Source organism: Rhizobacter sp. P5_C2 (assembly GCF_054049715.1).
Map to the genome: position 1 here is coordinate 11,959 of NZ_JBFULV010000067.1, position 24,909 is coordinate 36,867.

Genomic DNA, 24,909 nt, shown 5'->3' on the forward strand with positions numbered 1-24,909 from the left:
CAATTCGAATGGCTCCCGCGAACGTGCGAAGTTGGCACCTGCGAACCCGTTGCTTGGCATACTGCGGGCCATGTCACCGCCTCTTGCCGAGCAGCGCCTGCGCCTCCTGCACCTGGAGGATTCCGAGCTCGACCATCACCTGACGCTGGCCCACCTGCGCCGCGGCGGGCTCGATGTCGACGCGATACGGGTCGATTCCGAGGTCGAGTTCCTGCAGGCGCTGGAGCCTTCGCAGGAGTGGGACATCATCGTGTCCGACTACAACCTGCCGGGCTTTTCGGGCCTGGTGGCGCTCGACCTGCTGAAGGCGAGCGGGCGCAGCATCCCGTTCATCCTGGTGTCGGGCGAGATCGGCGAAGACACCGCGGTCGAGGCGATGCGCAACGGCGCCAGCGACTACCTGCTGAAGAACAACCTGGCGCGGCTGGTGCCGGCGCTGCTGCATTCGGTCGAGGCGCACGAGCTGCTGCTGGCGCGCCAGCGCGCCGACCGCGAGCTGGGCGAGCAGAAGCAGCGCGTGCACGAGCTGGCGCAGCATCTGCAAACCAGCGTCGAATCGGAGCGGGCGGCGATCGCGCGCGAGATCCACGACGACGTCGGCGGCTCGTTGACGGCGCTCAAGTTCGACCTGGCCTGGATTGCGCGGCATTCCGATTCGCCGGAGGTGCTGGCGCGGGTCAATTCGGCGCTCGAGACGGTGAGCCACGCGATCGAGGCGAGCCAGCGGGTGATGCACAACCTGCGGCCGGCGATCCTGGAGCAGGGCCTGGTGGCGGCGCTGCAATGGATGGCCAGCCGTTTCGAGAAGCGCACCGGCGTGGCCTGCGAGTTCCGCAGCCGCTACGACCACCTGACGCTGCCCGCCGGCGTGCCGCTGGTGGCGTACCGCACGGCGCAGGAGGCGCTGACCAACGTGACCAAGCATGCGCACGCGACCCATGTGCAGATCGACCTGACGCTGGCGGGCGGTGTGCTGTCGCTGGAGATCAGCGACAACGGCCGCGGCCTGAACCAGGAGGACCTGGCGAAGGTGCGCTCGTTCGGCATCCGCGGGCTGCACGAGCGGGCCGGCACGGTGGGTGGCTGGGTGGACCTGAGCAGCGGGCCGGCCGGGACGACGCTGATCCTGTCGGTGCCGCTGGAGATGATGACGGAGGACCTGGACTTCGAGCTCGCCGAGGAACCGTCGGCGCCATATGACCCGACGGTGTGGGGGAACATCTGATGATCAAAGTGATTCTGTGCGACGACCATGCGCTGATCCGGCGCGGCATCCGCGACACCTTGTCGGACGCCCCGGACATCGAGGTGATCGGCGAGGCGGGCGACTACACCGAGCTGCGTTCGTTGTTGCGCACGACGGGGGGTTGCGACGTGCTGGTGCTCGACATCAACCTGCCGGGCCGCAGCGGCCTGGACGTGCTGCACGTGCTGAAGGACGAAGGCTCGACGATGCGGGTGCTGGTGGTGTCGATGTACCCCGAGGACCAGTATGCGATCCGGGCGCTGAGGGCCGGGGCGTTCGGCTACGTGAACAAGGGCGGCGACCCGGCGACGATCGTGGCGGCGGTGCGCACGGTGGGGCAGGGGCGCAAGTACGTGACGCCCGAGATCGCGCAGATGCTGGTCGAGAGCCTGACGACGCCGTCCACGGAGGCGGCGCACGAGAAGTTGTCGGACCGCGAATTGCAGACGCTGGTGATGATTGCGTCGGGCAAGCGCTTGTCCGACATTGCCGTGGAGCTGATGCTCAGTCCGAAGACGGTGAGCGTCTATCGGGCGCGGGTGCTGGAGAAGCTGGGGCTTTCCAACAACTCGGAGATGACGGTCTATGCGATCCGCAACGGGCTCGTTGGGAGCGAATGAGGCTTCTGTTCACTGCGTGAGGCTGCAGCCGGGTCTCGCCCCGGCGGGCGAGTCACTTTCATTTGCCTTGCCAAATGAAAGTAACCAAAGCAAAGGCGCTTGAATACAACACCATGCGGTTCGTTCTGCACGCCTCGGACAACACGGCCACGCCGCTGCACCTCGTGCCTTGATTGGGATTGTTGCCCTGCTGTCTCCAGGCGCCTCGCTTCGCATCGTCGCCAATGCGGGCGCTGCGTCAGCTTGCGATGCGCAGCGAGCTGGGTGGAGAAGAAAGCTCAGCAATCCCAATCAGGGTGGATTGGCAGCGGCCTGGCCGTGTTGTCCGAGGCGTGCAGAACGAACCGTATGGTGTTCGGGTTGAGGCGCCTTTGCTTTGGTTACTTTCATTTGGCAAGGCAAATGAAAGTGACTCGCCCGCCGGGGCGAGACCCGGCAATGCCACGCAGTGAAGATCAGAACCCGAGGCTCGCCAGAAGGTCGTCCACTTCGCCCTGATTGGCGACCACGTCGGTCCGCCCTTCAGGGTTGACCACCGGTCCATTGAGGATCGACGACTCCACCTTCTGCACCTGCTCCGGCGGCGCAGCCTGCACCAGCAGCTTGACCAGGCTGTCTTCCAGGTCCGTCGCCAGCGCGACCACCTTGGCCACCACCTGGCCCGTCAGGTCATGGAAATCCTGCGCCATCATGATGTCGGTCAGGTGCTTGTCGATGCGCGCGGTCGCGGCTTCGACGTCACTGACGAAATTCATCACCGAGCCCGAGGCCACGGCCTTCACCGGGTCCGCCACGATGGCCGCCGCGATGCGGCGCGTGTCGCCGGCGATCGTCGCGTGCTCCAGCTTGGCCTGGTCGACCGAGTTCAGCACCTTGTTCGCCGCATCGCCGGTCTTCTCGGCGATGTAGTTCAGGCGGCTGCGTGCATCCGGCAGGTTGTCGGCCGCGGTCCGCAGCTTGGGCATCACGCCCAGTTGCATCAGCGTGTCGTGCAGCTGGCGCGTGATCACGCCGAGTTGCTGGAAGACCTCGGGCGATGCTGCGGGGGTCGGGTGGGTCGGGTGGGCCGGGGGGGCCAGGGTGGCCATCGTGTCCATCTTCATGATGCGTCCTTCGGTTGGGGCGTGCAGGCTCAGGCCGCAGTGGCCAGCTTCTGCATGATCTTCTGGACTTTTTCTTCCAGCGTGGCCTTCGTGAAGGGCTTGACGATGTAGCCGGCCGCGCCGTCCTGCGCCGCCCGCACGATGTCTTCCTTGCGCGCCTCGGCCGTCACCATCAGCACCGGCAGGTGCTTCAGGCTCGCGTCGGCCTTCACCGCCGACAGCAGCTCGAAGCCGTTCATGTTCGGCATGTTGATGTCGCTGACGACGAAGTCGAACTTCGTGTTCTTCAGCATGTTCAGCGCCACCGCGCCATCCTCGGCCTCTTCGGCGTTGTTGTAGCCGATTTCCTTCAGCAGACCGCGCACGATGCGGCGCATGGTCGAGAAGTCGTCGACGATCAGGAATTTCAAATCGGTGCTCATGAGAGTCCTCGCTGCGCTTGGGGCGGTGGGTACGGGATGGAGCCTGGAAACGGCTGCTTGCGGCTGTTATCGGGCACTGGCGGTGGAAGTTGAGGGCGGCGTTGCGGCCCCCTCGGCGGCCGGGGCTTCAGGCTCCGGCGCCAACGGCGTGTTCTGGAAGAAGCGGTCCTCCGCCTCGCGGTTCATCACGATGATGCTGATGCGCCGGTTCGACGGGCTCAACGGGTCGCTGCGGTCGAACAGCGCGCTCGATGCGAGCCCCTGCACCCGCAGCATCCGGTCCTCGGGCAAGCCGCCCGTCAGCAGCTCGCGGCGCGATGCATTGGCGCGGTCCGACGACAACTCCCAGTTGCTGTAGCCGCGCTCGCCGCCACCGAACGGCGCGGCATCGGTGTGGCCTTCGAGCGTCAGCCGGTTCGGTACCTCGGCCAGCACGCTGCCGATCTCGTGCAGCAGTTCGCGCATGTAGGGTTTGACGAGGGCGCTGCCGCTGTCGAACATCGGCCGGTTCTGGTCATCGACGATCTGGATGCGCAGGCCGTCCGGCGTCATGTCGAGCCGGATCTGCGACTTCAGCGCGGCCAGCTTCGGGTTGCCGGCCAGCACGTCTTCCACATGCTGCTTCAGCGCCTGCAGGCGTTGGGCCTCGGCCTGGCGCTGCTCGGCCTTGACGGCGGCCAGGTTGATGGTGCTGCGCGATGCGGTGTCGCCGCGCTTGACCTGGCCGCCGCTGCGGGTGAGGTCGGTGCCGCCGCCCTTGATCACGTGCGACGAATCGCCCGAGCCGCTGCCGCCGCTCAGCAACGCCACCTTCAGCGGCGCCTGGAAATAGTCGGCGATGCCCTTCTTGTCGCCCTCGGTGGTCGAGCCGAGCAGCCACATCAGCAGGAAGAACGCCATCATCGCCGTCACGAAGTCGGCATAGGCGATCTTCCACGCACCGCCATGGGCGCCGTGGCCGCCCTTCTTGATGCGCTTGATGATGATCGGCTGCAGCTTCTTCGAATCGCCGGCCATTACAGAGCGTCCTTCACTTCTTGCCCTTCACGTGGCCTTCGAGCTCGGCGAAGGTCGGGCGGTCGGCGGAATACAGCACCTTGCGGCCGAACTCCACCGCCACCTGCGGCGCATAGCCCTGCATGCTCGCGAGCAGCGTGGTCTTGATGCACTGCAGCTCCTTGCCGTTCTCGTCGTTCTTCTGTTCCATCAGCCCGGCCAGCGGCTCCGCGACCGCATAGGCCAGCAGGATGCCGAGGAAGGTGCCGACCAGCGCCGAGCCGATCATGCCGCCGAGGATCGCGGGCGGCTGGCCCACCGAGCCCATCGTGTTGACCACGCCCAGCACCGCGGCGACGATGCCGAAGGCCGGCAGCGCGCCGGCCAGCCGGGCGATCGCCGCGGCGGGCGCATGCGCCTCGTGGTGGTGGGTGTCGATCTCGCTGTCCATCAGGCTCTCGATCTCGTGGGCGTTCAGGTTGCCCGAGACCATCATGCGCAGGTAGTCGGTGATGAACTCGACCACGTGGTGGTCGTTGCCCACGGTCGCGTATTTCTTGAAGAGGGCCGATTCGTGCGGGCGCTCGACGTCGTTCTCGATCGACATCAGGCCTTCCTTGCGCGCCTTCTGCAGGATGTCGTAGAGCAGCGCGAGCAGCTCCATGTAGCGGGCCTTCGAGTACTTCGAGCCCTTCAGCAGCGCCGGCAGGGCGGCCAGTGTGGCCTTCAGCACCTTCGGCTGGTTGTTCACGACGAAGGCGCCGAGCGAGCCGCCCAGGATCGCCATCAGCTCGGTCGGCAGCGCGTGGATGATCACGCCCATGTTCCCGCCGTGCAGGACATAGGCGCCGAAGATGCACCCGAGGGCAACCGCGTAACCGATGAGGACGAACATGTTCCAGGCTGTTCCGTGTTTTTGGGGGGTGCACCTGTCGGCGCGGTCTCGGACCGTTATCGGCCCTCATCCCAGTCACTTGAGTGTGGGCGTGGCGGGGGTTCGGCAATCGCTCGAACAGCGCTGGGAAATTGCTTCTCTCGCTGCGCGAGGGGCTTCTGCACTGCGTGGCATTGCCGGGTCTCGCCCCGGCGGGCGAGTCACTTTCATTGGGGCTCAAATGAAAGTAACCAAAGCAAAGAGCCTGAATGCAACACCATGCGGTTCGTTCTGGCCCGCTGCGGATAACACGGCCACCCCGCTGCACATCGCCCCTTGATTGGGATTGTTGCCCTCCACGCGACTCGCTTCGCATCGTCGTAGCCCGGATGCCAATCCGGGGTCGTCGATCACTTGACAAAGAAAAACGGGCCCCGAAGGACCCGTTGAAAGCACTTTTCAGCGCCAGGAGGAGATCAAGAAAACAAAAGTCGCTAACTCACACTACCCAGGGAACAGAAATCGTTGAGAGGTTATCGACCAACTTGCGGTCGACTTGAGCGCACAAGCCGTTCAATGCATCTGGATGCCGCCAGTGGCCTTGCCCTTGCCGGCACGCGCCGGCGGGTTGCACAGGCCGCACACGTAATGCTTCGAAATCTCGTGCGGGTGGCTGACGAAATGGCCGCCGCACTTCGAGCACTTGGTCATCGTCAACATGCCGTTGTCGACGAACTTGACCAGGCGCCACGCACGGGTCACCGAGAGCAGCGCTTCCAGGCCCTGCGCCTGGGTCTGCTCGGAGTACAGCTGGTAAGCCTTGATGACGACGTCGATCTCGTCCATCACGGCCACCTTGTTCAGGTATTCGTGGATGTTCAGGAACAGAGAGGCATGAATGTTCGGTTGCCAGGTCATGAACCAGTCGGTGGAGAAGGGCAGTTGGCCCTTGCTCGGCGACTTGCCGGAGACTTCCTTGTACAAGCGCAGCAGGCGCTCGTAGGACAGGTCGGTTTCAGACTCCAGCACCTGCAGGCGGGCACCCAGGTTGATCAGCGTGACAGCGCGATCGATCTGCTTGGCTTCGGTCAGGATGCTCTTGGTGCGGGTCATGTCTCTCTCCGGAATCTTGTGGTGTGTGTCGGCTGCGGCGGTCGCGAAACTCAGGCGGCTTCGTGGTGGCGGCCGGCCATCAGGATGCTGGCGTGCAGGCGGCTCGTCGTGTCGTTCGAAGCAGTCTTGCCATGGTTGGTCAGCAGGCCCCAGACCAGGTCGTCGTCCATGCGGAAGCGGCACAGCAGCGTGTTGCTCGCAGCCACCTTCATCATCTGCGCCGGCGTCAGCAGGCCGATCAGCGATGCGCTTTCGTCGCTGATGCCCAGGCGGTACAGGGCTTGCTCGCGGTCGCTGCGGATCAGGCTCTGCGCCAGCATCAGGTACGACAGGTTGGCTTCACGGATTTCGGTCAGGATTTGGTCGGCGTTCATGTCTCGTTCCTCTGTGTGTGTTGCGGTTTGCTTGCTACTTGTCTCAACGTGGAACGGATTGTGAAGAAGCGATCTGGACCCAAACATCAGGTCAGTTCTGTGGCTTGAGTCCAGCTTTTTCCATGCCCCCTGTCAGGCAAATTCCTACACGGCTGCCAGGGAAGCTGACGCCCGAACGCAAGTGCTTGTCACAGAACAAAAAAAAGACCGCCTGGGCGGTCTCTCGAGGACGGGGGAGGGGTCGTTCAGGCCGAAATGGCTGCCAGATCGGCCGCATAGCTCTCGGACAGGTCGTCCGGCAGCGCGAAATCGGCCCGCATCACCCGGGCGGTGGTGCGTTCGCGCAGCGAGGTTTCCACCTTGACCAGCACGACGCGCATGAAGGCGGCGCGCTCCTTCGGGCATTCGCGCAGTGCGTCGTCGAGGTAGTGGAACTGCGCCAGCTGGAAGCGGTGCTCGAACCAGCCGAGGTACCAGAACCAGTCGGTGTAGTAGAGCCACGACTTCTCGTTCAGCGCGCGCAGGTGGGTCGGGTCCTGCCAGGCGGTCGCCGCGTGCTCGTACGGCACCTCGATGATGAACTGGCCACCGGTCTTCAGCAGCGCCAGGCAGTTGCCCATCAGCGTCGGCAGGTCGGGCACGTGCTCGAGCACGTTGTTCGCGAAAATCAGGTCGACGCTGCCGGCGTCCAGCAGCATCTCGCCGCCGTACGACGAGCTCGCGCGGTGCGGCCATTGCACCGGCTGGCCGAGGTCGAGCACCAGGTCGGGCTGGGCGCGGTCGAGGATGTCGATGTTCAGCCAGCCCGGCTTGTAGTCCTTGCCCGAGCCGAGGTTGATGCGAGCCGGCTGCCACGGCGTCTGCGGCCGGCGCTCCTGGTGCACGCGGGCGTAGCCGGCGGCGAAGGCCAGGATGTCGGCATAGGCCTCGATCGGGTCGCTGGCCTCGAAGCGCTGCAGCTGCGCGCGCGCCTCGTCGAAGAACGCCGGCGTGCCGAAGTGCTGGCCGAACACCTGCTCCAGGCTGGCTTCGTCGAACCAGCTGACGCAGTCCTCGAAGGCCTCGTGCGGGCGGGTCTGCGGCCGGCGTTCGGACAGCACCGGCGTGCCCAGCGACAGGCAGTGCGACACGCGTGCCTGCTCGAAGCGGCTGGTCGGGTAGAAGTGCAAGTTGACCACCGCCTTGGCCTGCAGGATCACCTCGTCGCGCTCGGGCCCGTACAGCGGGTGGTCGAACTTCGCGACGCGCCGGCCGCTCGCCTCGATGCGCTGGAGCATCTCGAGCCGGCGCGGGTTCATGCTGCCGATGAACAGCAGGTCGATCGGGCGATCCTCCAGCGGCACGGCCTGCGCCGGCTTCAGGTAGGGCGCGAACAGCAGCGGGAACACCGGCACGTCGTCGGCATGGCTCGTGTAGGCAGCGATGTTGTCGGCGTCGTACTCGATGACCGCCGAGCCGGCGAGCAGCTTCAGGTAGTCGTCGCCGACCGGTGCGCCGTCGCGGCCCAGCTGCTCGAGGTTCACGAACATGCAGGTGTGGCGCTCGCGCAGCGTGGCGTCGAAGCCGAGGTGGGCACCGAACACCAGGTTGACCGCGTCATGGCGCAGCCGGTTCTTCGCGAGGCTCACCTCCGCGCCCATGCGGCGGAACTGGTGGCGGAAGTAGCGCGCCTGGTCGAGGAAGCCGAGCGAATGCACGTAGCCCGCGGGCTGGACGATGCACAGGTGGATGGCGGGCAGGGCATTCATGCGCGGGCTCCTTGCGGATTCTCGGCGGCGAGGACGATGTGGTCAGGCGGCAGCCCCTGCGACCAGCGCTCGGCCGCTGCCCACAGCAGGCGCCCGAAATCGCGGGTCCAGGTCTCGCTGTCGAACAGCGGCGCGGTGTCGCGCGCGGCCACCAGGTGCTGGTGCAAGGCCTGGCGCGCCGGGGCGTCGCCGGCCAGCTCGAAGATACGGGCCTCGTAGTCGGCCACCGTCGCGCAGGCCAGTTGCGGCAGGCCGACGGCATCGAGCAGGCTGGCGGCCACGCGCGATGCGAAGGTCTCGCCGGCATAGGTGACGACCGGCACGCCGGCCCACAGCGCGTCGCTGGCGGTGGTGTGGCCGTTGCAAGGCCAGGTGTCGATGAAGAGATCGGCGAGCGCGAGGCGGCTCAGGTGCTCGCGCAGGCCGATCTTCGGCGCGAACACCAGGCGCTGCGGGTCGATGCCGCGCGCGGCGGCCTCGGCGCGCAGTTGCGCCGGCGAGTGGTCGTTCCATTGCAGCAGCCACAGCACGGCACCGGGCAGGCGGTGCAGCAGGCGGCACCAGACGTCGAACACCTCGGGCGACAGCTTGAACGGCTGGTTGAAGCCGCACAGCACCAGCGCCTCTTCCGGCAGGCCGGCCTGCGCGCGGCTGTACGGGCCGGGCAGCGGGCGCTGGCGGTCGTTCGGCTGGTAGCAGCCGGGCATCAGCGCGAGCTTCTCGCTGAAGTGCCCGGCGTGCGCGAGCGGCGAGACGATCGCATCGCCGACGAAGTAGTCGATGCCGTCGGCCGGCGTCGCCCCGGTCGTGCCGGGGAAACCGAGGAAACTGAGCTGCACCGGCGCGGCGCGGTGGGCGAAGATCGCGAGCCGCCCGTCGCGCGTATGCCCCTTCAGGTCGACCAGCACATCGACCGCGTCGTGCCGCACCTGCTGCGCGACCTCCAGGTCGCTGCGCCGGGCCACATCGACGAAGCGGGCGGCGGCGCGCAGGCGCGCACGCATCGGGCTGCCGTCGTCCGGGCCGTGCGAATAAAGGGTGATGTCGAAGCGGCTGCGGTCGAGTTTCTCGAACACCTCGGCCATCAGGATGGCGGTGGCGTGCTGGTGGAAATCGGCCGATACGAAGCCCACGCGCAGCCGTGCGGGCAGCGGGCGCGGGGCCACGGGGGCGAAGGCCTCGACGCGGCGCGTCTGGAAGCGCCAGCACGAGCGCGCGACGCGGCGCTGGATGACGGGGTCGTCGGTGACCGTGACCTGCGCGAAGACCGATGCCCAGCTGGCCGCGTCATCGGGCAGCGCAGCGGCCAGGCGCTGCAGCGCGGCCACGTCGGCCTGCGCGTTCTGCCAGCGGCACAGCTCGCGCTCGACGAAGGCGAGCAGCCCTTGCGCGGCCAGGTCGCCGCCGCCCAGACCGAGGATCAGTGCGGTGCGAAAGCATTCGGTCGCTTCCTGCTTCATGCCCAGCGCGTTGAACGCCAGGCCGAGTCGGTAGTGCGACAGCGCGTGATCGACATTGCGCGACAGCGCCTCGAACAGCGCGGCGATTGCGGCCTGGTGCTGCCCGGCATTGAACAGGGCTTCGCCGAGGTTCTGGTAGTACTCGGCGCTGCGCGGCGTCTGCTCGGGCTGCTGCTGCAGGCAGTTCGCGGCTTCCTGGTAGCGGTGCTGCGCGCTCAGGCAGTCGGCCGCGATCATGCGGGCCAGCGCATCGTCGGGCTTCAGCGTGAGCGCCGACTGCGCGCTCTGCAGCGCCTTGTCGTGCGCGCCGTTCTTCATCTGCGCGCGGGCGAGGTTGAGCAGGTAGACGGTGTCGCGCGGGCTGCGCTCGCTGGCGCGGTGGAAGGCGTGCTCGGCCTTCGCCCAATCGCCCGCCTTCGCGTGGACCAGGCCCTCTTCCCAGTCGCGCTGCGCGGTCCGCGCGAACGGCGGGACGAGGGCAGGGCGGGTCTTGGCGGGCTTGTGGGTTTTGGTCTGCATCGTGATGGCGCGCGTGGGCACGCCCCATGAAAGGGTGCCTGAAATTCTAGGAAGTACCCCGTCGGCGAAGGCCCGGAGATGCACCGCAGATGCCCGCCAGTTCGCTGCTTGACACACTCTGAAACGTCTTCGTGGCCCCTCAAGTTTTCGCCGCGAATGCAGATAGAAGGCGGGCTCCCACCCCTTTGTTCGGGGGATCCCGCAGAAATTTTGGAAGCACGGACTCAAGTCCCGAAAGTGGCGGTCCGATAAAGCCTCCAACGGCGACGCAACAACGGCGCCGGGGTCCGGCAGACCAGCCGGGCGCAGCAAGCGGCACATCTCGGTGTGCCGCCGTTTAGGCAGAAGAGGATCGAAGGTAGATACGCATCTGCCGAGGCAATGCCGGCGCTCATGCCGGGTCTCAGTTCAACCGTTATTGGAGTATTTCAAATGAGCATGTCAGTCAACACCAACGTCACGTCGCTGAACGCACAACGCAATCTGTCGACCACCCAAAACGCCCTGGCCACCTCGATGCAGCGCCTGTCTTCCGGCCTGCGCGTCAACAGCGCCAAGGACGACGCCGCCGGCCTGGCGATCTCGGAGCGCATGGGCGCCCAGGTCCGCGGCATGAACGTCGCGATCCGCAATGCCAACGACGGCATCTCGCTGGCGCAGACCGCTGAAGGCGCGCTGGGCAAGGTCGGCGATTCGCTGCAACGCATGCGTGAACTCGCCGTGCAAGCCCGTAACGGCACCAACGGTTCCAGCGACAAGGATTCGCTGGACAAGGAATTCCAGCAGCTGTCGTCGGAAATCAAGCGCGTCCTGGGCGGCACGACCTTCAACGGCATCGCGATCATCGGCGCCAGCGCCGGCGCGAAGGACTTCCAGATCGGTGCCAACACCACGACCAACGACGTCATCACCGTGACGACGACCGACATGACGGGTGATGCCAGCATCACCGCCGTGACGGCCGGCACCGTCGTCATCGACAGCACGACCGACTCGGCCGCGCTGAAGACCGTGATCGACAACATCGACGGCGCGATCGACAAGGTCAACAGCGAGCGCGCCATGTACGGTGCGGCGCAGAACCGCTTCGACTCGGTGATCTCGAACCTGCAGACCTCGGTCGAGAACCAGTCGGCTGCCAAGAGCCGCATCACCGACGCCGACTTCGCGTCTGAAACGTCGAACCTGTCGCGTGCCCAGATCCTGCAGCAGGCCGGCACGGCGATGGTGGCGCAAGCCAACCAGCTGCCGCAGCAAGTGCTGTCGCTGCTGAAGTAAGCCGCCAGGCTCGCTTCTTCAAGGCCCCGCCCGGGAAACCGGGCGGGGCCTTCTCGTTTGGCGGATGAAAAGGCGGGTCGAACCGGCTCATTTCCCGGTTTAACCCCACTCCAGTTCTCGGAACAATCACTTCCACAGGTTCCTCGCCCGGGATCTGCGGTCCGGATCCACTGAAGGATGCTGACGGGGCGGTGTGCAACAGCACACCTTTCATGTCGGTGGCCAACGGTGATTCGCGCCGGGTCTGACGCAGGGCATTACCCCCCTGCGGCAAGCGCCGGCGCATTTCGCCGGGAGTCATTGATTCTTGAGGAGTGCTTCATGCCACAAACCATCAACACGAACATCGTTTCGCTGAACGCGCAACGAAACCTGAATTCTTCCCAGTCCGCGCTGGCCGTCTCGATGCAGCGCCTGTCGTCCGGTTTGCGGGTCAACTCCGCGAAGGACGACGCCGCGGGCCTCGCGATCGCCGAACGCATGAACGCGCAAGTGCGCGGCATGAATGTCGCGATCCGCAATGCCAACGACGGCATCTCGCTGGCGCAGACCGCTGAAGGCGCGCTGGCCAAGGTGGGTGACGCGCTGCAACGGATGCGCGAACTGTCGGTGCAGGCCCGCAACTCGACCAACAGCGGCAGCGACAAGGATTCGCTGAACAAGGAATTCCAGCAGCTGTCGGCCGAAATCGGCCGCGTGCTCGCCGGCACCACGTTCAACGGCCAGCCGATTCTCGCGTCGACCGGCGTCCAGACCTTCCAGGTCGGCGCCAACACGACGGTCAACGACACGATCGACATCAACACCGTCGACATGACCGTCGATGCCTCGATCACCGCGGTGACCGCCGCGACGACCGTGATCGACAGCACGACCGATTCGACCGCGCTGGCGACCGTGATCGACAGCATCGACCAGGCGCTGAACCTGGTGAACGACACGCGTGCCACCTACGGTGCGAGCCAGTCACGCTTCGATTCGGTGATCTCGAACCTGCAGACCAACGTCGAGAACCAATCGGCCGCCCGCAGCCGGATCATGGATGCCGACTTCGCCGCGGAAACCGCCGCGATGAGCCGGGCGCAGATCCTGCAACAGGCCGGCAACGCGATGGTGGCGCAAGCCAACCAGCTGCCGCAGCAGGTGCTGCAGCTGCTGAAGGGTTGATGACCCGCCTGTCGGTCGCGGCATAAAAAGAGCGAAAAAAGTCGCACCCCGGGCCTCAAGTTGCCGACTGTGATTCCGATACACGCGATATCGGATTCCCCTTTGGGGGAGCCCTTCCTCTTTTAGGACTGTGGCAGCGAGGCCTCCTCCGCTTGCCGTCCACTCTTCCGAAAGGTCACGGTCATGGCATCAGTTACATCAGCAGGCATAGGCAGCGGCCTCGACGTCGAATCGATCATCACGAAGTTGATGGCGGTCGAAAAGCTGCCGGTCGCGCAATTGCAGACCGAAGCGACGAAGGTCCAGACCAAGATCTCCGCGTACGGATCGATCCAATCCGCGGTGTCGAGCTTCCGCGACGCCGCGCAGGCGCTGACCCGGTCCGCGACCTGGGGCGCGACGACGGCCAGCTCGGCCGATGCGTCGTCGATCACCGTCTCCAGCGGCTCCAGCGCCGCGGCCGGCAACTATGCCGTCAGCGTGTCGAAGCTGGCCGCCGCGCAGTCGGTGGCGAGCACCAGTTTTGCCTCCAGCAGCACCGTCGTCGGTGAAGGCGGGCTGACGATCGACGTCGGCAGCTGGGACGTGACCGAGCCGGGCTTCAAGGCCCGCGCGACCATCAATTCGATGAACATCGCGATCAGCGCGACCGACACGCTGGCCGACGTGCGCGACAAGATCAATGCCGCCGCCGGCGGCGTGTCGGCTTCCATCGTCACCGATTCGAGCGGCGCGCGGCTGGTGCTGTCATCGTCCTCCACCGGCGTCGACAACGGCTTCCGGGTGACGGCCAGCGGCAGCGGCCCGTCGGCGTTCGCGTACGACGCGACCGACGGCAGTGCCGCGATGACGCGCACGCAGACCGCCTCCGACGCGAAGGCGAAGATCAACGGGCTGGAGATCACGTCGGCGAGCAACACGCTGAACGACGTGGTGCAGGGCCTGACGATGAACCTGCAGAAGGTCACCACCGGCGACGTGCAGGTCAGCGTCGCGCAGGACAACACCTCGATCAAGAGCGCGCTGACGAACTTCACGGCCGCCTACAACGGCCTCGCGTCGCTGCTGAAGACGCAGACCAAGTACGACGACGCCACCAAGACGGCCGGCACGCTGCAGGGCGACAGCACCGCGGTGTCGCTGCAGCGCCAGCTGCGCTCGATGCTGACCGGGACCGGCTCCGCTTCGAGCGCGTTCCCGACGTTGTCCTCGATCGGGCTGGAGATCCAGACCGACGGCACGCTGAAGATCAGCGACACCAAGCTGACCAGCGCCCTGGGCAACCTGACCGAGATGAAGAAGGCGTTCGCCAACAGCGACACCGTCGACTCGGCCAACGACGGCTTCGCGCAGAAGCTGCGCGCGCTGGGCGACCAGGTGCTGGGCACCGACGGCTCGCTGGCCGCCCGCACCACCGGGCTGAACAGCTCGCTGAAGGACAACCAGGAACGGCAGGACAACATCACCGACCGGATGACGGCCACCGAGAAGCGCCTGCGTGCCCAGTACACCGCGCTCGACACGAAGATGGCGGGGCTGAACACGCTCAGCACGTACATCACGCAGCAGATCGCCAACTGGAATAAAAGCACCGGCTGACGCTGGAACCCCGCAGGGGCGACGTTTGGCCGAACCCATGAAACACCGTTCGGACTGAGGTATCGAAGGCCCGATGCGGTGCAGGCATCAAGCAGGCCTTCGATACCTCAGTCCGAACGGTGTTTTCACTGGCGCAGGTGCCTGCAACATCCCTTCACACTTGAGGTTGAAATGGACCCTGTTTCACCCCCCTTGTGCAGCCTAAAGGCGGCGAAGGGCGGGCCGATAAACAGTGCATCCAGTCACGCACAAGGCCAACAACATGTTCGGATCCGACTACTCCGCATCGCCCTTCGGCGGCCGCAGCAATGCCTACCAGGCGGTGCAGGTCGGCACCAAGGTCGACGGCGCATCGCCGCACCAGCTGATCTCGATGCTGTTCGACGGGCTGATCGATTGCATCGCCCAGGCGCGCGGCGCCATCCGCAACAAGAACATCGAAGAGAAGGGCCGCGCCATCAGCCGCGCGGTGCGCATCGTCGACGAAGGCCTGAAGGCCGGCCTGAACCTGAAGGAAGGCGGCGCGCTCGCGGCCCAGCTGAACGACCTGTACGCCTACATGACCTTGCGCCTGACCCAGGCCAACCGGCACAGCGACGAGGCGGCCCTCGACGAATGCGTCTCGCTGATCGAGCCCCTGCGCAGCGCGTGGGCCCAGATCGACATCAAGACGGCTGCCTGAAGCGCCGCCTGACCACCGGACCGCACACCATGAAGCACTTCCAGATCGACCGGTCGCATGACATCGGAGACCACCCCATGAACAAGGCCCTGCTGAACTACTACGAAGCCATCGAGCGCGCCAGCCAGGACATGCTCGAAGCCGCCCGCGTCGGCAACTGGGACCACGTGGTCAAGCTCGAAGGCGCCTGCGCCGTGCTGATCTCGCAGCTCAAGCATGCCGCCTCGCAGCGCCCGCTGGATTCCGAGGAAGCCCAGTTGAAATCGCGCATCATGCAGCGCATCCTCGTCAATGACGCCGAGATCCGCCACCTGGCCGAACCCTGGCTCGAAGACCTGGACGCGATCCTGGCGGGCAAGCCGAAGACCGTCCACTGACCCCCTGATCCACCGACCCGCCGAGCCGGAGCCGAACTTGGACACGATGCCGATGCCGCTCGATGCGCTGGCCGCCACCCATGGCGGGCTGGACGACTTCCGCATCTCCGCCGTGCCCGAGGTGCTGGCGATGCTCAAGCGCTTGCAGGACGGCAACGTGATCGTCCACCTGAACGGCAGCGACGGCGCGACCTACACCACCACGCTGTGGTCGTTCGATCCGGTGCGCGGCGTGATCGGCTTCAGTGCCGAAGCCGAGAGCAACCAGGTGCAGTCGCTGGTCGAGTCGGCCGATGCCGTCGCGGTCGCCTACCTGGACAGCATCAAGCTGCAGTTCGACGCGGTCGGGCTGGTGGTGGTGCACAACGGCCGCAACGCCGTGCTCAATTGCGCGATGCCGCGCGAGCTGTTCCGTTTCCAGCGCCGCAGCGGGTTCCGCGTGCGGCCGCTGCTGCGCAGCACCCCGATGGCGCGCGTGCGCCACCCGGCCATCCACGAGATGCCGCTCGCGCTGCGCGTGCTCGACGTGAGCATCGGCGGCTGCGCGCTGTTCCTGCCCGACGACGTGCCGCCGCTGCCGGCCGGCGTGGTGCTGAACGGCGTGCAGATGGACCTCGATGTCGACACGCGGATCCACGTTGCGCTGCGCCTGCAGCACGTGACCTCGATCAACCCCGATTCGCGCGGCGTGCGCCTCGGCTGCGAGATCGTCAACCCCGCCAGCGACGTCACGCGCGCGCTGCAGCGCTACATCGATCAAACGCAAAAACGGCAGCGCCTCCTCAACGGCGGCTAGCTTCTCGCGCGCTCCGCCGGGCGTGGCAAGATCGCCCCCTGGTTGAACAACGAAGGCCAGCGCGTGCGCATCCAGATCGAGCCCGGTGTGAGGCTGTTCGTCGACGTCGAAGGCCCCGGCCTCGTTCCCGACGGCAACGGTGTGCGGGAAAAACCCAGCCTCGTGCTGCTGCACGGCGGCCCGGGTTTCGACCACGTGGCCTTCAAGCCCGTCTTCTCCCGCCTGGCCGACCTGGCCCAGATCGTCTACTACGACCACCGCGGCCACGGCATGAGCGACCGCCGCCCGCCGTCGGAGTGGACGCTCGACACCTGGGCCGACGACCTGGTGCGGCTGTGCGACGCGCTCGGCATCGTCAAGCCGATCGTGCTCGGCCAGTCGTTCGGCGGCTTCGTCGCGCAGCGCTACATCGCACGCCATCCGGCGCATGCGTCCAAGGTGATCCTGTCCAGCACCGCCGGCAGCATGGCGATGCCGCGCAAGCTCGCGATGTTCGAACAGCTCGGCGGCGCCGAGGCGCGCGCGGTGGCCGAGCGCTTCTGGGCCGACCCGAACGACGAGAACAATGCCGTGTACCAGCGGGTGTGCAAGCCGCTGTACAACCCGAGCCTGGTCGGCCGCGTCGAGAGCGCGCCCTGGCGCTTCACCGCGCCGGAGATCCTGCAGGCCTTCATCCGCGGCGAGCAGCGGCAGATGAACCTGCTGCCCGGGCTGGCTGCCGCGCAATGCCCGGTGCTGGTGCTGGCCGGCGAACTCGACCCGGTGTGCCCGCTCGAAGACGCGCAGGACATCGCCGCGGCGCTGCCGGAACGCTGGCGGCATTTCCATTCTTTCCCCGGCATCGGCCACGGGGCCTGGCGCGAGAAGCCGAACGAGGCTTTCGACGTGCTGCGCCGCTTCATCACCGACCCGGTTTGATGCCACGCCAACGGCCAGGATGCCCGCGATGACCACCGAAGAACTGTTCCGAGAAGACGCTGCGCTCGACGACTGCGAGGCGTGCATCACCGCGCTCGACGAGGCCGGCGTGCAGCTCGACCGCACCGTGTTCTACCCGCTCGGCGGCGGGCAGGCCGGCGACCGCGGCGAGCTGCGGCTGGCCGACGGCGGCGTGCTGCAGATCGCCGACACCCGCAAGGGCGCGGCGCCCGGCGAGATCGTCCATGTGCCGGCACCGGGGCAGGAGGCACTGCTCGCGACGCTGGCGGTGGGCCAGCCGGTCACCGCCCGCATCGACCGTGCGCGCCGCGAGCGCCACATGCGCTTCCACACCGCCACGCACCTGCTGTGCGCGCTGGTGCCGCACCCGGTCGACGGCTGCTCGATCACCGCCGAGTCGGCCCGGCTCGATTTCCACATGACCGACCCGCTCGACAAGGCGGCGCTGACCGCCGGCCTCGCCCGCCTGGTGGCCGGCGCGCACCCGGTGCGCCACCGCTGGATCAGCGAGGCCGAGCTGGACGCCAACCCCGGCCTGGTGCGCAGCATGAGCGTGCAGCCGCCGCGCGGCCTGGGCCGGGTGCGGGTGCTGGAGATCGAAGGCGTCGACCTGCAGCCCTGCGGCGGCACGCACGTCGCGAACACGGCCGACATCGGCGCGGTGGTCGTCACGAAGATCGAGAAGAAGTCCGCGCAGACGCGGCGCGTGGTCTTGGGGTTCGCGGCACCGGCGGCATGAGCGGGAACGGCGACGTCGGCCACGACCAGCGGGAGCTGCACTGGTCGCACACGCGCTGGGGGGCGGAGCCACCCTCGCTGCCGATGCTCGATCCGGTGCTGATGGGCGTGCTGCTGGAGCACATCAACACCCGCGTCGCGGTGATCGGCCGCGACGGCCGCTACCTGTACGCCAACCTCGAGGCCTTGCGCTTCATGGGCCTGCCGCCCGAGCGGGTGATCGGCCGCCACATGTCCGAGGTGCTCGACGACGGCGTGTACCGCAGCTTCGTGCCGATTTTCGAGCGGCTGTTCGCCGGCGAATCGCTGCACCTGCAGGGCTGGGTCAACTACCAGCTGCAGGGCCGCCGCTACCGCGAGCAGGTGCTGGTGCCGTACACGCCGGGCGGCGGGCCGGTGCAGGCGGTGGTGGTGTGCGGGCTCGACCACACCGACCTGCGGCTGGGCGAAGAAGAACTCGCGCTGCGCCAGGAGCAGCTGCGCGCCAGCGAGGCGCTGAAGTCGGCGATCGTCGACCATGCGCTGGCCGCGCTGATCTCCACCGACGCCGACGGCCGCATCGTCGAGTTCAACCCGTCGGCCGAGACCATCTTCGGGCGCCGGCGCGCCGACGTCGTCGGGCGGCCGGTCAGCGAGGTGATCGTGCCCGAGCGCCACCGCGCGGCCCACGAGGCGGGGCTGCGGCGCATGCAGGCCGGCGGCCCGGCGCGGGTGCTCGGCCAGCGCATGGAGCTGCATGCGCTGCGCGCCGACGGCAGCGAATTCCCGATCGAGATGGTGCTGTGGCGCAGCGATGTCGGCGGCACGGCCTTCTACACCGCGTCGATCGCCGACGTGTCCGAGCGCCACGACGCGGCGCGCCAGATCGAGCGCCAGCGCGAGGCGCTGCGCCAGGGCGAGCGCCTGACCGCGATGGGCAGCCTGCTGGCCGGCGTGGCGCACGAACTGAACAACCCGCTCGCGATCGTGATGGGCCGCGCGACGCTGCTCGAGGAGAAGTGCGAGGACCGGCCCGACCTGCAGCACGACGTGCGGCGCATCCGCGAGGCCGCCGAGCGCTGCGGGCGCATCGTGCGCACCTTCCTGAACATGGCGCGCAGCCGGCCGTCGCAGCGCGGCGCGGTGGCATTGAACGACCTGGTGCGCGCGTCGGCCGACCTGTTGGGCTACACCTACCGCAGCCACAACGTCGCGCTGCAGCTCGACCTGGCGCCGCAGCTGCCGAGCGTGATGGGCGACGGCGACCAGATCTCGCAGATCGTGCTGAACCTGATGGTCAATGCGCAGCAGGCGCTGACGCTGACGGTCGGCGAGCGCCGCGTGCACGTCGCCACCGGCGTCGAGCAGCGCCGCACCGACCGCGAGCCGCGCGTGTGGCTGCGTGTCGTCGACACCGGCCCGGGCGTGGCGCCCGAGGTGCGCGCGCGGTTGTTCGAGACCTTCTTCACCACCAAGCCGGAAGGGCTGGGCACCGGGCTGGGGCTGTCGGTGTCGCGCTCGGTCGCGCGCGAGCATGGCGGCGAGCTGGTGCTCGAGGCGACGACGCAGGGCGCGTCGTTCCGGCTGAGCCTGCCGCTGAGCGGCGAGGCCGAGCCGGTGCCGGACGAGCCGGTACCACCGCCAGCCGAGGTGCCGGCGCTGGCGCAGGTGCTGGTGGTCGACGACGAGCCCGAGCTGGCCGAGCTGCTGCGCGACATGCTGGAGCGCGCCGGCTATGCGGTCGCGACGGCGCTGTCGGGCGCGGTCGCGCTGGAGCTGCTGGAGGCGGCGCGTTTCGATGCGGTGGTGTCCGACCTGCGGATGCCCGACATGGACGGCGCGGCGCTGTGGCGGGCCGCGTCGGCGCGCCAGCCGGAGCTGGCGCAGCGCTTCCTGTTCGTCACCGGCGACACGCTGTCGCCCGATGCGAGCGAGTTCCTGAAGGCGACGCGTTGCGCCGGGCTGGACAAGCCGTTCTCGAAGCCCGACCTGCTGGCGAAGATGGCCGAGATGCTGAAGCCGTAACCGGCTCAGCTGCCGAAGCGGGCCACGTTGCGCTCGCGTGCCTTCAGCGCCTCGACCTCGCGATCACGCGGCTCGGCCGTCGTCACCAGCGAATCGATCAGCGTGCGCGCCGACGCGGCGACCTCGGCCACCGCGCGCTCGAACGCCGCTTCATTGGCCTTCGACGGCACCGTGAAGCCGCTGAGCTTGCGCACGAACTGCAGCGACGCGTCGCGGATCTCCAGCTCGGTGGCCGGCGGCTCGAAGTTGAACAGGGTCTTGATGTTGCGGCACATCGCAAGGTCCTCCTAGCGAAGCTTCCAGGCCAGCAGCACGCCGATGGCCGCCGGCACGGCGAAATTGAGCAGCAGGATCGGCAGCTCTTCGCCGACCGAATAGCCGGCGCGGGCGACGCCCACCCACAGGTTGACGGCGCAGATCAGCAGCCACAGCGCGAGGAAGCCGGCACCGGCCCAGGTGACGGCAGCCGGATAGTGGGCCACGAACAGGCGGGCCAGCACGAGCATCGAGGCGAGCAGCAGCAGGCCGGCGGTCAGGAACAGGATGGTGCGCATCAGGGCTCCTTCGGCGGGATGGCGGGTGGAGAAGGGAATGGCGGCGCAGAGGACTGCCGTTCCTTGCGTCGATTCTGCCGCGCCTCGATGCGCTGGCGTGCGGCATCGGCGGACGAACTCCGGCTGCAGCGCTTCTTCCGGTCGAAGCAATCGGCGCAGTCCAGTGCATCGCAGGCGCACTCGGCCACGTCGCAGGCGTCGAACACGCCGCAATCGACATCGCAGACGCCCGACTGAGCCCTCAACCGCGGTGGATGGCGCGCCGCCTGCAACTGCGCGTGGCTCAACGCGCAGGCATCGAACCGACACCCCAACACGCCGAGCCCGTCCCACAGCCCATGACGGCGGATCGCACGTGCACCGAGCGCCGAGCAGCCGCGCCGCCCGGTCTGCACCGCGTGCGCGCAGCGGAAGCCCTTGTGCGGCGACACGCAGCGCTGGTACAGGTCGATCATCGCGAGGGCCGCGTGCGTCGGCCAGCGGCTCGGGCGCATCGGCTCAGGTCCCGACGATCTCATTCAGCATCGATGTACCCCTTGCTGAACGCGATCGCCTGGTCGTCGAAGATGGCCATCGCGGTGTGCATTTTCCTGAAGCCGAACTTGCGGTAGAACGCCTCCTTGCCGGGCACGGCGTAGAGGATGATCTTGCGGTGCCCGGCGCACATCGCGAGCAGCCGCGACATGATCTCGGCGCCCACGCCGAGCCCTTGCTGGTCCGGGTGCACGGCCACATCGCACACGTAGGCGCAATCGGCGCCGTCGGACAGCACCCGCCCGGCCGCCACCAGCTGGCCATCGGCCTCGCGCGCGAAGCAGCTGAAGCGGCTGTTGGTGAACACCGTCTGCAGCAGCGCGGCGCTCTTGTTGCCCAGCGGAGCGGCGCGGTACAGCGCCTCGAGTTCATCCCAGCCGACGCCGTGCCAGCTGGTGGTCCAGGTCAATGCCAATCGAATGCTCCGGGGTCAGGTTTGCGGCGGCGGGCGCGGCACGCGCTGCGCCGGATCATAGAAGAAGGTTTCCTCGGCGATGCGCTCGCCCTCCCAGCGCTGCCAGGCGAGCTCCTCCATGTGCGTCGTGCTGCCATCCAGCCATTCGAAATCGAAGATCCAGCGGATCACCACGTGGTCGCCGTTCACCAGCACCGGCCGCACGCACTGCGAGCGCACCGAGCGCGCACGCGCCATCACCTTGTGCTCGCCCGCCACATGCGCATCGCGGCCGATGCGCGGCGGCGACTGGTTCTCCTGCATCGTCGAATGCTCGGTGTAGAACGCCTCGCAGGCCTGCGCATGCGCGTTGCTTTCGACCATCGCAATGAACCGCTCCAGCGTGTCGGGCGTGGGCATCGTCGTTCTCCGGAGGCGGGCCAGGACAGGCGGACATTGTGCGTCGAACAGCCCGAATGAACGTCGGATGACAGCGATTCGACAGGGCGGCTGCCGATCATCGCGGCCACGTTGCGGCCACCAGCGACGATCACCAGGAGACAGCCCATGCAGATCACCGGCATGTTCCACGGCGCGCGCCTGTTGCAGTTCGTCGGCTTCCCGGCCACCGAGGTGCTCGGCCCCGGCGCCAGCGAGGAAGAGATCAAGTCGCTGATCGACCGCCACGGGCAGGTGTTCGTGAAACCGATGTTCAAGGGCGGCATCGGCCAGAAGGGCAAGGCCGGGCTGCTGGGCCGCGCCAGCGACCTGCGCGCCGCACTGGCCGAGAAGGAGCGGCTGTATTTCGCCGAGCACGCGGTGGGCCACCAGCGGGCCAAGGCCAACGGCGTCACCTTCGAGGCGGGCGTGCCGGCGCGGCACGAGGTCTATTTCTCGATCACCGATTCGACGCGCTTCCGGGCCCCGACGATGACGCTGACGCACCGCGGCGGCATCGACATCGAAGACGTCGAGCGCCGCGACATCGCCGTCGTGCCGTTCGACCCGCTGACCGGCCTGAAGGCCTTCGTGGTCGCGAACGCGCTCAGCGAGATCGGCGCGCCGCGCGAGATCATCTCGCCGCTGGTGCAGCAGTTGCCGAAGCTGTGGGACCTGTTCCACGACTTCGGCATGACCACGCTCGAGCTGAACCCGATCCGCCTGCGCGAGGACGCGAAGGGCCGGCTCGTGCCGGTGGCCTGCGACTTCAAGTGCGGCTTCGACCGCGACGATCCGCGCTGGGCGCGGCTCGGGCTGCCGGCGCACCTGTTCACCGCCGACTACTCCGATTTCGAGCAGGAGATCAACCAGCTGCGCACGCACCAGGGGCAGAGCGACGTCTACGTCGTCAACGACGGCGGCACCATCCTCGCGCCCACCTTCGGCGGCGGCGCCAATTCGCTGGTGACCGAAATGCTCGGCGATGCGGCCATCATCTCGTCCGACTTCGGCGGCAACCCGCCGTACGAGAAGATGAAGGAGGTCGCCCGCATCTGCTTCCGGCACTGGCTGAAGCAGGCCAACGTGCTGTTCATCATCGGCGGCAAGTCGAACAACACCGACATCCACGAGACGCTGCGCGCGATCGCCGACGCGCTGCGCGAGCACGTCGGGCTGCACGGCGCGACGCCGCTGTACGTGGTGCTCGGCCGCGGCGGGCCGAACCTGGTGCGCGGCATGGCCGCGTTGCGCGACACCTGCGACCAGCTCGGGCTGCCGTACCGGATGTTCGGCTTCGATTCGGACATCAGCCAGGTCATCGCGTACGCGAAGCAGGCCGATGCGTGGATGAAGGCCGGTGGCCGCGCGCAGCTCGCGGCCGGGCTCGGCCTGTCGGAGGCGGCATGAGAACGCATTCGGAGAACAACGCCATGCAGATGAACCCGCTCCAGAAACAGGGCGTCGGCGACTTCAGGTACTACGTGGGCACCAGCTCGCTGGCGCAGATCGCGACGCGCGAGGACCGCGTCTGCGTGCTCAACATCCTGGGCGCCGAATCGAGCGAGGTGACGCCGATCGGCCATGCCTGGTCGGGTGGCAACGTGGTGTTCGGCACCGCGCCCGGCAAGGGCGGCCAGGTGCTCGCCACCACCGCCGGCGACATCCCGGTCTACAACAACGTGCGCGACGGGCTGCAGGCCGGCCACCGCTTCAACTGCGGCGTGGTCTACCTGCCGCCGGCGGCCGCGCGCGACGGCGTGGCCGAGCTGATCCGCGTGAACCCGCAGCTGAAGAAGGTGTTCATCGTCACCGAGAAGATCGCGGTGCACGATGCGCGCGAGATCCGCGCGATGGGCCAGCAGGCCGGCGTCGACATCTTCGGTGCCAACGGGCTGGGCGTGGCCGATGCCTGGAACCGGGTGCGCATCGGCGGCGCGCTCGGCGGCGACGCGCCGGGCGACACGCTGCGGCCGGGCTCGATCGCGATCTTCTCGAACTCCGGCGGCTTCTCGACCACCATCGCGCAGTACCTGCGCATGAGCGGCTGGGGCACGACCACCGTGGTCTCCAGCGGCAAGGACGTCTACATCCACTACGCCGCGCCGGAGTTCGCGTTCGCGCTCGCCAACGACGCGCGCAGCAAGGCCGCGGTGCTGTACTGCGAGCCGGGCGGCACCTACGAGCTCGACGCCCACTTCACGAAGCCGGTGGTGGCCTGCGTGGTCGGCCGCTGGAAGAGCCGGCTGACCCGGGCGGTGGGCCATGCCGGCGCGATGGCCGGCTGCGAAGACGACGCCCGCGCCAAGGAGCGCTGGTTCATGGACAAGTTCGGCGTCGACGGCATCTTCACGCCCGACGAGCCGCGTTTCTCGGCACGCGGCGCGCTGGTCACCAACATCGCGCACATCCCGGGCGCGCTGATGGCGGTGATGCGGGCCAACGCCACCTTGCCCGATTTCGAGCCCGAGGGCAGCCTGCTGCTGAAGCCGTGGTTCGCCTCCGATGCCGGGCTCGTGCTGCCGGCCTCGCTCGCGCTGCAGGTGGTGGCGCCGGCCGCGCCCTACGGCGCGCAGGTCGAGCAGGTGAACCGGCAGGTCGGCGGCATCCTGCCGCGGCAATCGATGAAGGATGCGTCCGGCGCCTCGCAGATGGACGCGCAGACGCAGCTCGGCAGCCTGCACGGCGTCTCGATGCTGCAGGCGGCGACGCTCGCCTTCGAGTCGCTCGTCAAGCTCGCGCTGCTGCACGAGGTCGGCGACGAGAACGACCGGCGCCTGGTGGCGACCGCGGTCGCCGCGCACGTCAACCTGCACGGCACGCCGGCGCTGGCCGCGGCCCAGGCCGCGCGCGAGGCCGGCAATGCGCCGAACGCGGTGCTCGCGGCCGCGGTGGCGATCATCGGGCCGCGTTGCCAGCAGGGCGCGCGCGACG

General features: G+C 67.7%; 25 protein-coding genes and 1 pseudogene. 13 read left to right on the plus strand and 13 right to left on the minus strand.

Annotation, left to right across the window (positions count from 1 at the left end; all coding sequences use genetic code 11):
• The first annotated feature begins 70 nt into the window (after positions 1 to 70).
• Together ACXJLU_RS22335 and ACXJLU_RS22340 are read left to right on the plus strand one after the other, a co-directional pair.
• Complete coding sequence (locus tag ACXJLU_RS22335) at positions 71 to 1,225, plus strand: hybrid sensor histidine kinase/response regulator (RefSeq protein WP_457334760.1); 1,155 nt, start codon at positions 71 to 73, stop codon at positions 1,223 to 1,225.
• Entirely contained in the window at positions 1,225 to 1,866 is a 642-nt protein-coding gene (locus ACXJLU_RS22340) for a response regulator (RefSeq protein ID WP_073468953.1), read from the plus strand. Before ACXJLU_RS22335 ends, ACXJLU_RS22340 begins: the two co-directional genes overlap by 1 nt.
• A 455-nt stretch (positions 1,867 to 2,321) precedes the next feature.
• On the opposite strand, the gene ACXJLU_RS22345 is transcribed toward ACXJLU_RS22340, so the two are convergent.
• From ACXJLU_RS22345 to ACXJLU_RS22380, 8 genes are all read right to left on the minus strand, one after another.
• Positions 2,322 to 2,969 carry a protein phosphatase CheZ gene (locus tag ACXJLU_RS22345; protein ID WP_457334761.1) on the minus strand — a complete coding sequence of 216 codons (648 nt, stop codon included), beginning with the start codon at positions 2,967 to 2,969 and terminating at the stop codon, positions 2,322 to 2,324.
• A 29-nt stretch (positions 2,970 to 2,998) separates the two neighbouring features.
• Positions 2,999 to 3,391, minus strand: a complete 393-nt coding sequence (gene cheY / locus ACXJLU_RS22350; protein WP_073468949.1) for a chemotaxis response regulator CheY — start codon at positions 3,389 to 3,391, stop codon at positions 2,999 to 3,001.
• 66 nt (positions 3,392 to 3,457) lie between these two features.
• Positions 3,458 to 4,408, minus strand: a complete 951-nt coding sequence (gene motB / locus ACXJLU_RS22355; RefSeq protein ID WP_073468947.1) for a flagellar motor protein MotB — start codon at positions 4,406 to 4,408, stop codon at positions 3,458 to 3,460.
• Between the two features lie 13 nt (positions 4,409 to 4,421).
• On the minus strand, positions 4,422 to 5,282 hold the full coding sequence (gene motA, locus ACXJLU_RS22360; protein WP_457334762.1) for a flagellar motor stator protein MotA: 861 nt from the start codon (positions 5,280 to 5,282) through the stop codon (positions 4,422 to 4,424).
• A gap of 552 nt (positions 5,283 to 5,834) precedes the next feature.
• The gene (flhC, locus tag ACXJLU_RS22365; protein ID WP_073468944.1) at positions 5,835 to 6,374 is read right to left on the minus strand and encodes a flagellar transcriptional regulator FlhC; all 540 of its coding nucleotides are present in this window, start codon (positions 6,372 to 6,374) and stop codon (positions 5,835 to 5,837) included.
• A 50-nt stretch (positions 6,375 to 6,424) separates the two neighbouring features.
• Entirely contained in the window at positions 6,425 to 6,748 is a 324-nt protein-coding gene (gene flhD, locus ACXJLU_RS22370) for a flagellar transcriptional regulator FlhD (RefSeq protein WP_073468943.1), read from the minus strand.
• Positions 6,749 to 6,993: 245 nt separating this feature from the next.
• A complete protein-coding gene (locus tag ACXJLU_RS22375; protein ID WP_457334763.1) occupies positions 6,994 to 8,496 on the minus strand; it encodes a class I SAM-dependent methyltransferase in 1,503 nt (500 codons plus the stop codon).
• Entirely contained in the window at positions 8,493 to 10,475 is a 1,983-nt protein-coding gene (locus ACXJLU_RS22380; RefSeq protein ID WP_457334764.1) for an O-linked N-acetylglucosamine transferase, SPINDLY family protein, read from the minus strand. The genes ACXJLU_RS22375 and ACXJLU_RS22380 overlap by 4 nt, the downstream gene beginning before the upstream one ends.
• Before the next feature lie 432 nt (positions 10,476 to 10,907).
• On the opposite strand from ACXJLU_RS22380, the gene ACXJLU_RS22385 reads away from it, so the two are divergent.
• The 9 genes from ACXJLU_RS22385 (at position 10,908) to ACXJLU_RS22425 (ending at position 20,055) form a co-directional block, all read left to right on the plus strand.
• Positions 10,908 to 11,753 (plus strand): flagellin domain-containing protein, encoded by an 846-nt coding sequence (locus tag ACXJLU_RS22385; RefSeq protein ID WP_073468940.1) that lies wholly within the window; start codon positions 10,908 to 10,910, stop codon positions 11,751 to 11,753.
• 321 nt (positions 11,754 to 12,074) lie between these two features.
• Positions 12,075 to 12,920 (plus strand): flagellin N-terminal helical domain-containing protein, encoded by an 846-nt coding sequence (locus ACXJLU_RS22390; protein ID WP_073468939.1) that lies wholly within the window; start codon positions 12,075 to 12,077, stop codon positions 12,918 to 12,920.
• A gap of 183 nt (positions 12,921 to 13,103) precedes the next feature.
• A complete protein-coding gene (gene fliD / locus ACXJLU_RS22395; protein ID WP_457334765.1) occupies positions 13,104 to 14,519 on the plus strand; it encodes a flagellar filament capping protein FliD in 1,416 nt (471 codons plus the stop codon).
• Between the two features lie 262 nt (positions 14,520 to 14,781).
• On the plus strand, positions 14,782 to 15,201 hold the full coding sequence (gene fliS, locus ACXJLU_RS22400) for a flagellar export chaperone FliS (RefSeq protein ID WP_457334766.1): 420 nt from the start codon (positions 14,782 to 14,784) through the stop codon (positions 15,199 to 15,201).
• 77 nt (positions 15,202 to 15,278) lie between these two features.
• Positions 15,279 to 15,578, plus strand: coding sequence for a flagellar protein FliT (locus tag ACXJLU_RS22405; RefSeq protein WP_056804615.1), 300 nt, complete (start codon positions 15,279 to 15,281; stop codon positions 15,576 to 15,578).
• A 46-nt stretch (positions 15,579 to 15,624) separates the two neighbouring features.
• Positions 15,625 to 16,374: a flagellar brake protein gene (locus tag ACXJLU_RS22410; protein WP_457334781.1), complete on the plus strand. Its 750-nt coding sequence runs from the start codon at positions 15,625 to 15,627 to the stop codon at positions 16,372 to 16,374.
• Between the two features lie 42 nt (positions 16,375 to 16,416).
• A complete protein-coding gene (locus ACXJLU_RS22415) occupies positions 16,417 to 17,292 on the plus strand; it encodes an alpha/beta fold hydrolase (protein ID WP_457334767.1) in 876 nt (291 codons plus the stop codon).
• A 28-nt stretch (positions 17,293 to 17,320) separates the two neighbouring features.
• On the plus strand, positions 17,321 to 18,052 hold the full coding sequence (locus tag ACXJLU_RS22420; RefSeq protein ID WP_457334768.1) for an alanyl-tRNA editing protein: 732 nt from the start codon (positions 17,321 to 17,323) through the stop codon (positions 18,050 to 18,052).
• Entirely contained in the window at positions 18,049 to 20,055 is a 2,007-nt protein-coding gene (locus ACXJLU_RS22425) for a hybrid sensor histidine kinase/response regulator (protein WP_457334769.1), read from the plus strand. The genes ACXJLU_RS22420 and ACXJLU_RS22425 overlap by 4 nt, the downstream gene beginning before the upstream one ends.
• A 5-nt stretch (positions 20,056 to 20,060) precedes the next feature.
• Here the strand turns inward: ACXJLU_RS22425 and ACXJLU_RS22430 are convergent, their stop codons facing one another.
• The 5 genes from ACXJLU_RS22430 to ACXJLU_RS22450 are packed head-to-tail and all read right to left on the minus strand — an operon-like array spanning position 20,061 to position 21,957.
• Positions 20,061 to 20,330, minus strand: coding sequence for a DUF2277 domain-containing protein (locus tag ACXJLU_RS22430; protein ID WP_457334770.1), 270 nt, complete (start codon positions 20,328 to 20,330; stop codon positions 20,061 to 20,063).
• Between the two features lie 12 nt (positions 20,331 to 20,342).
• On the minus strand, positions 20,343 to 20,609 hold the full coding sequence (locus tag ACXJLU_RS22435; protein ID WP_457334771.1) for a hypothetical protein: 267 nt from the start codon (positions 20,607 to 20,609) through the stop codon (positions 20,343 to 20,345).
• The gene (gene yidD, locus ACXJLU_RS22440) at positions 20,609 to 21,103 is read right to left on the minus strand and encodes a membrane protein insertion efficiency factor YidD (RefSeq protein WP_457334773.1); all 495 of its coding nucleotides are present in this window, start codon (positions 21,101 to 21,103) and stop codon (positions 20,609 to 20,611) included. Before yidD ends, ACXJLU_RS22435 begins: the two co-directional genes overlap by 1 nt.
• Positions 21,104 to 21,123: 20 nt before the next feature.
• Complete coding sequence (locus tag ACXJLU_RS22445) at positions 21,124 to 21,558, minus strand: GNAT family N-acetyltransferase (protein WP_457334775.1); 435 nt, start codon at positions 21,556 to 21,558, stop codon at positions 21,124 to 21,126.
• Positions 21,559 to 21,573: 15 nt separating this feature from the next.
• On the minus strand, positions 21,574 to 21,957 hold the full coding sequence (locus ACXJLU_RS22450) for a nuclear transport factor 2 family protein (RefSeq protein ID WP_457334777.1): 384 nt from the start codon (positions 21,955 to 21,957) through the stop codon (positions 21,574 to 21,576).
• Between the two features lie 147 nt (positions 21,958 to 22,104).
• Here ACXJLU_RS22450 and ACXJLU_RS22455 point away from each other — a divergent pair, with 147 nt between their 5' ends.
• Together ACXJLU_RS22455 and ACXJLU_RS22460 are read left to right on the plus strand one after the other, a co-directional pair.
• A complete protein-coding gene (locus tag ACXJLU_RS22455) occupies positions 22,105 to 23,385 on the plus strand; it encodes an ATP citrate lyase citrate-binding domain-containing protein (protein WP_457334779.1) in 1,281 nt (426 codons plus the stop codon).
• Positions 23,386 to 23,414: 29 nt separating this feature from the next.
• A pseudogene (locus tag ACXJLU_RS22460) lies at positions 23,415 to 24,909 on the plus strand (CoA-binding protein); the annotation flags it as partial.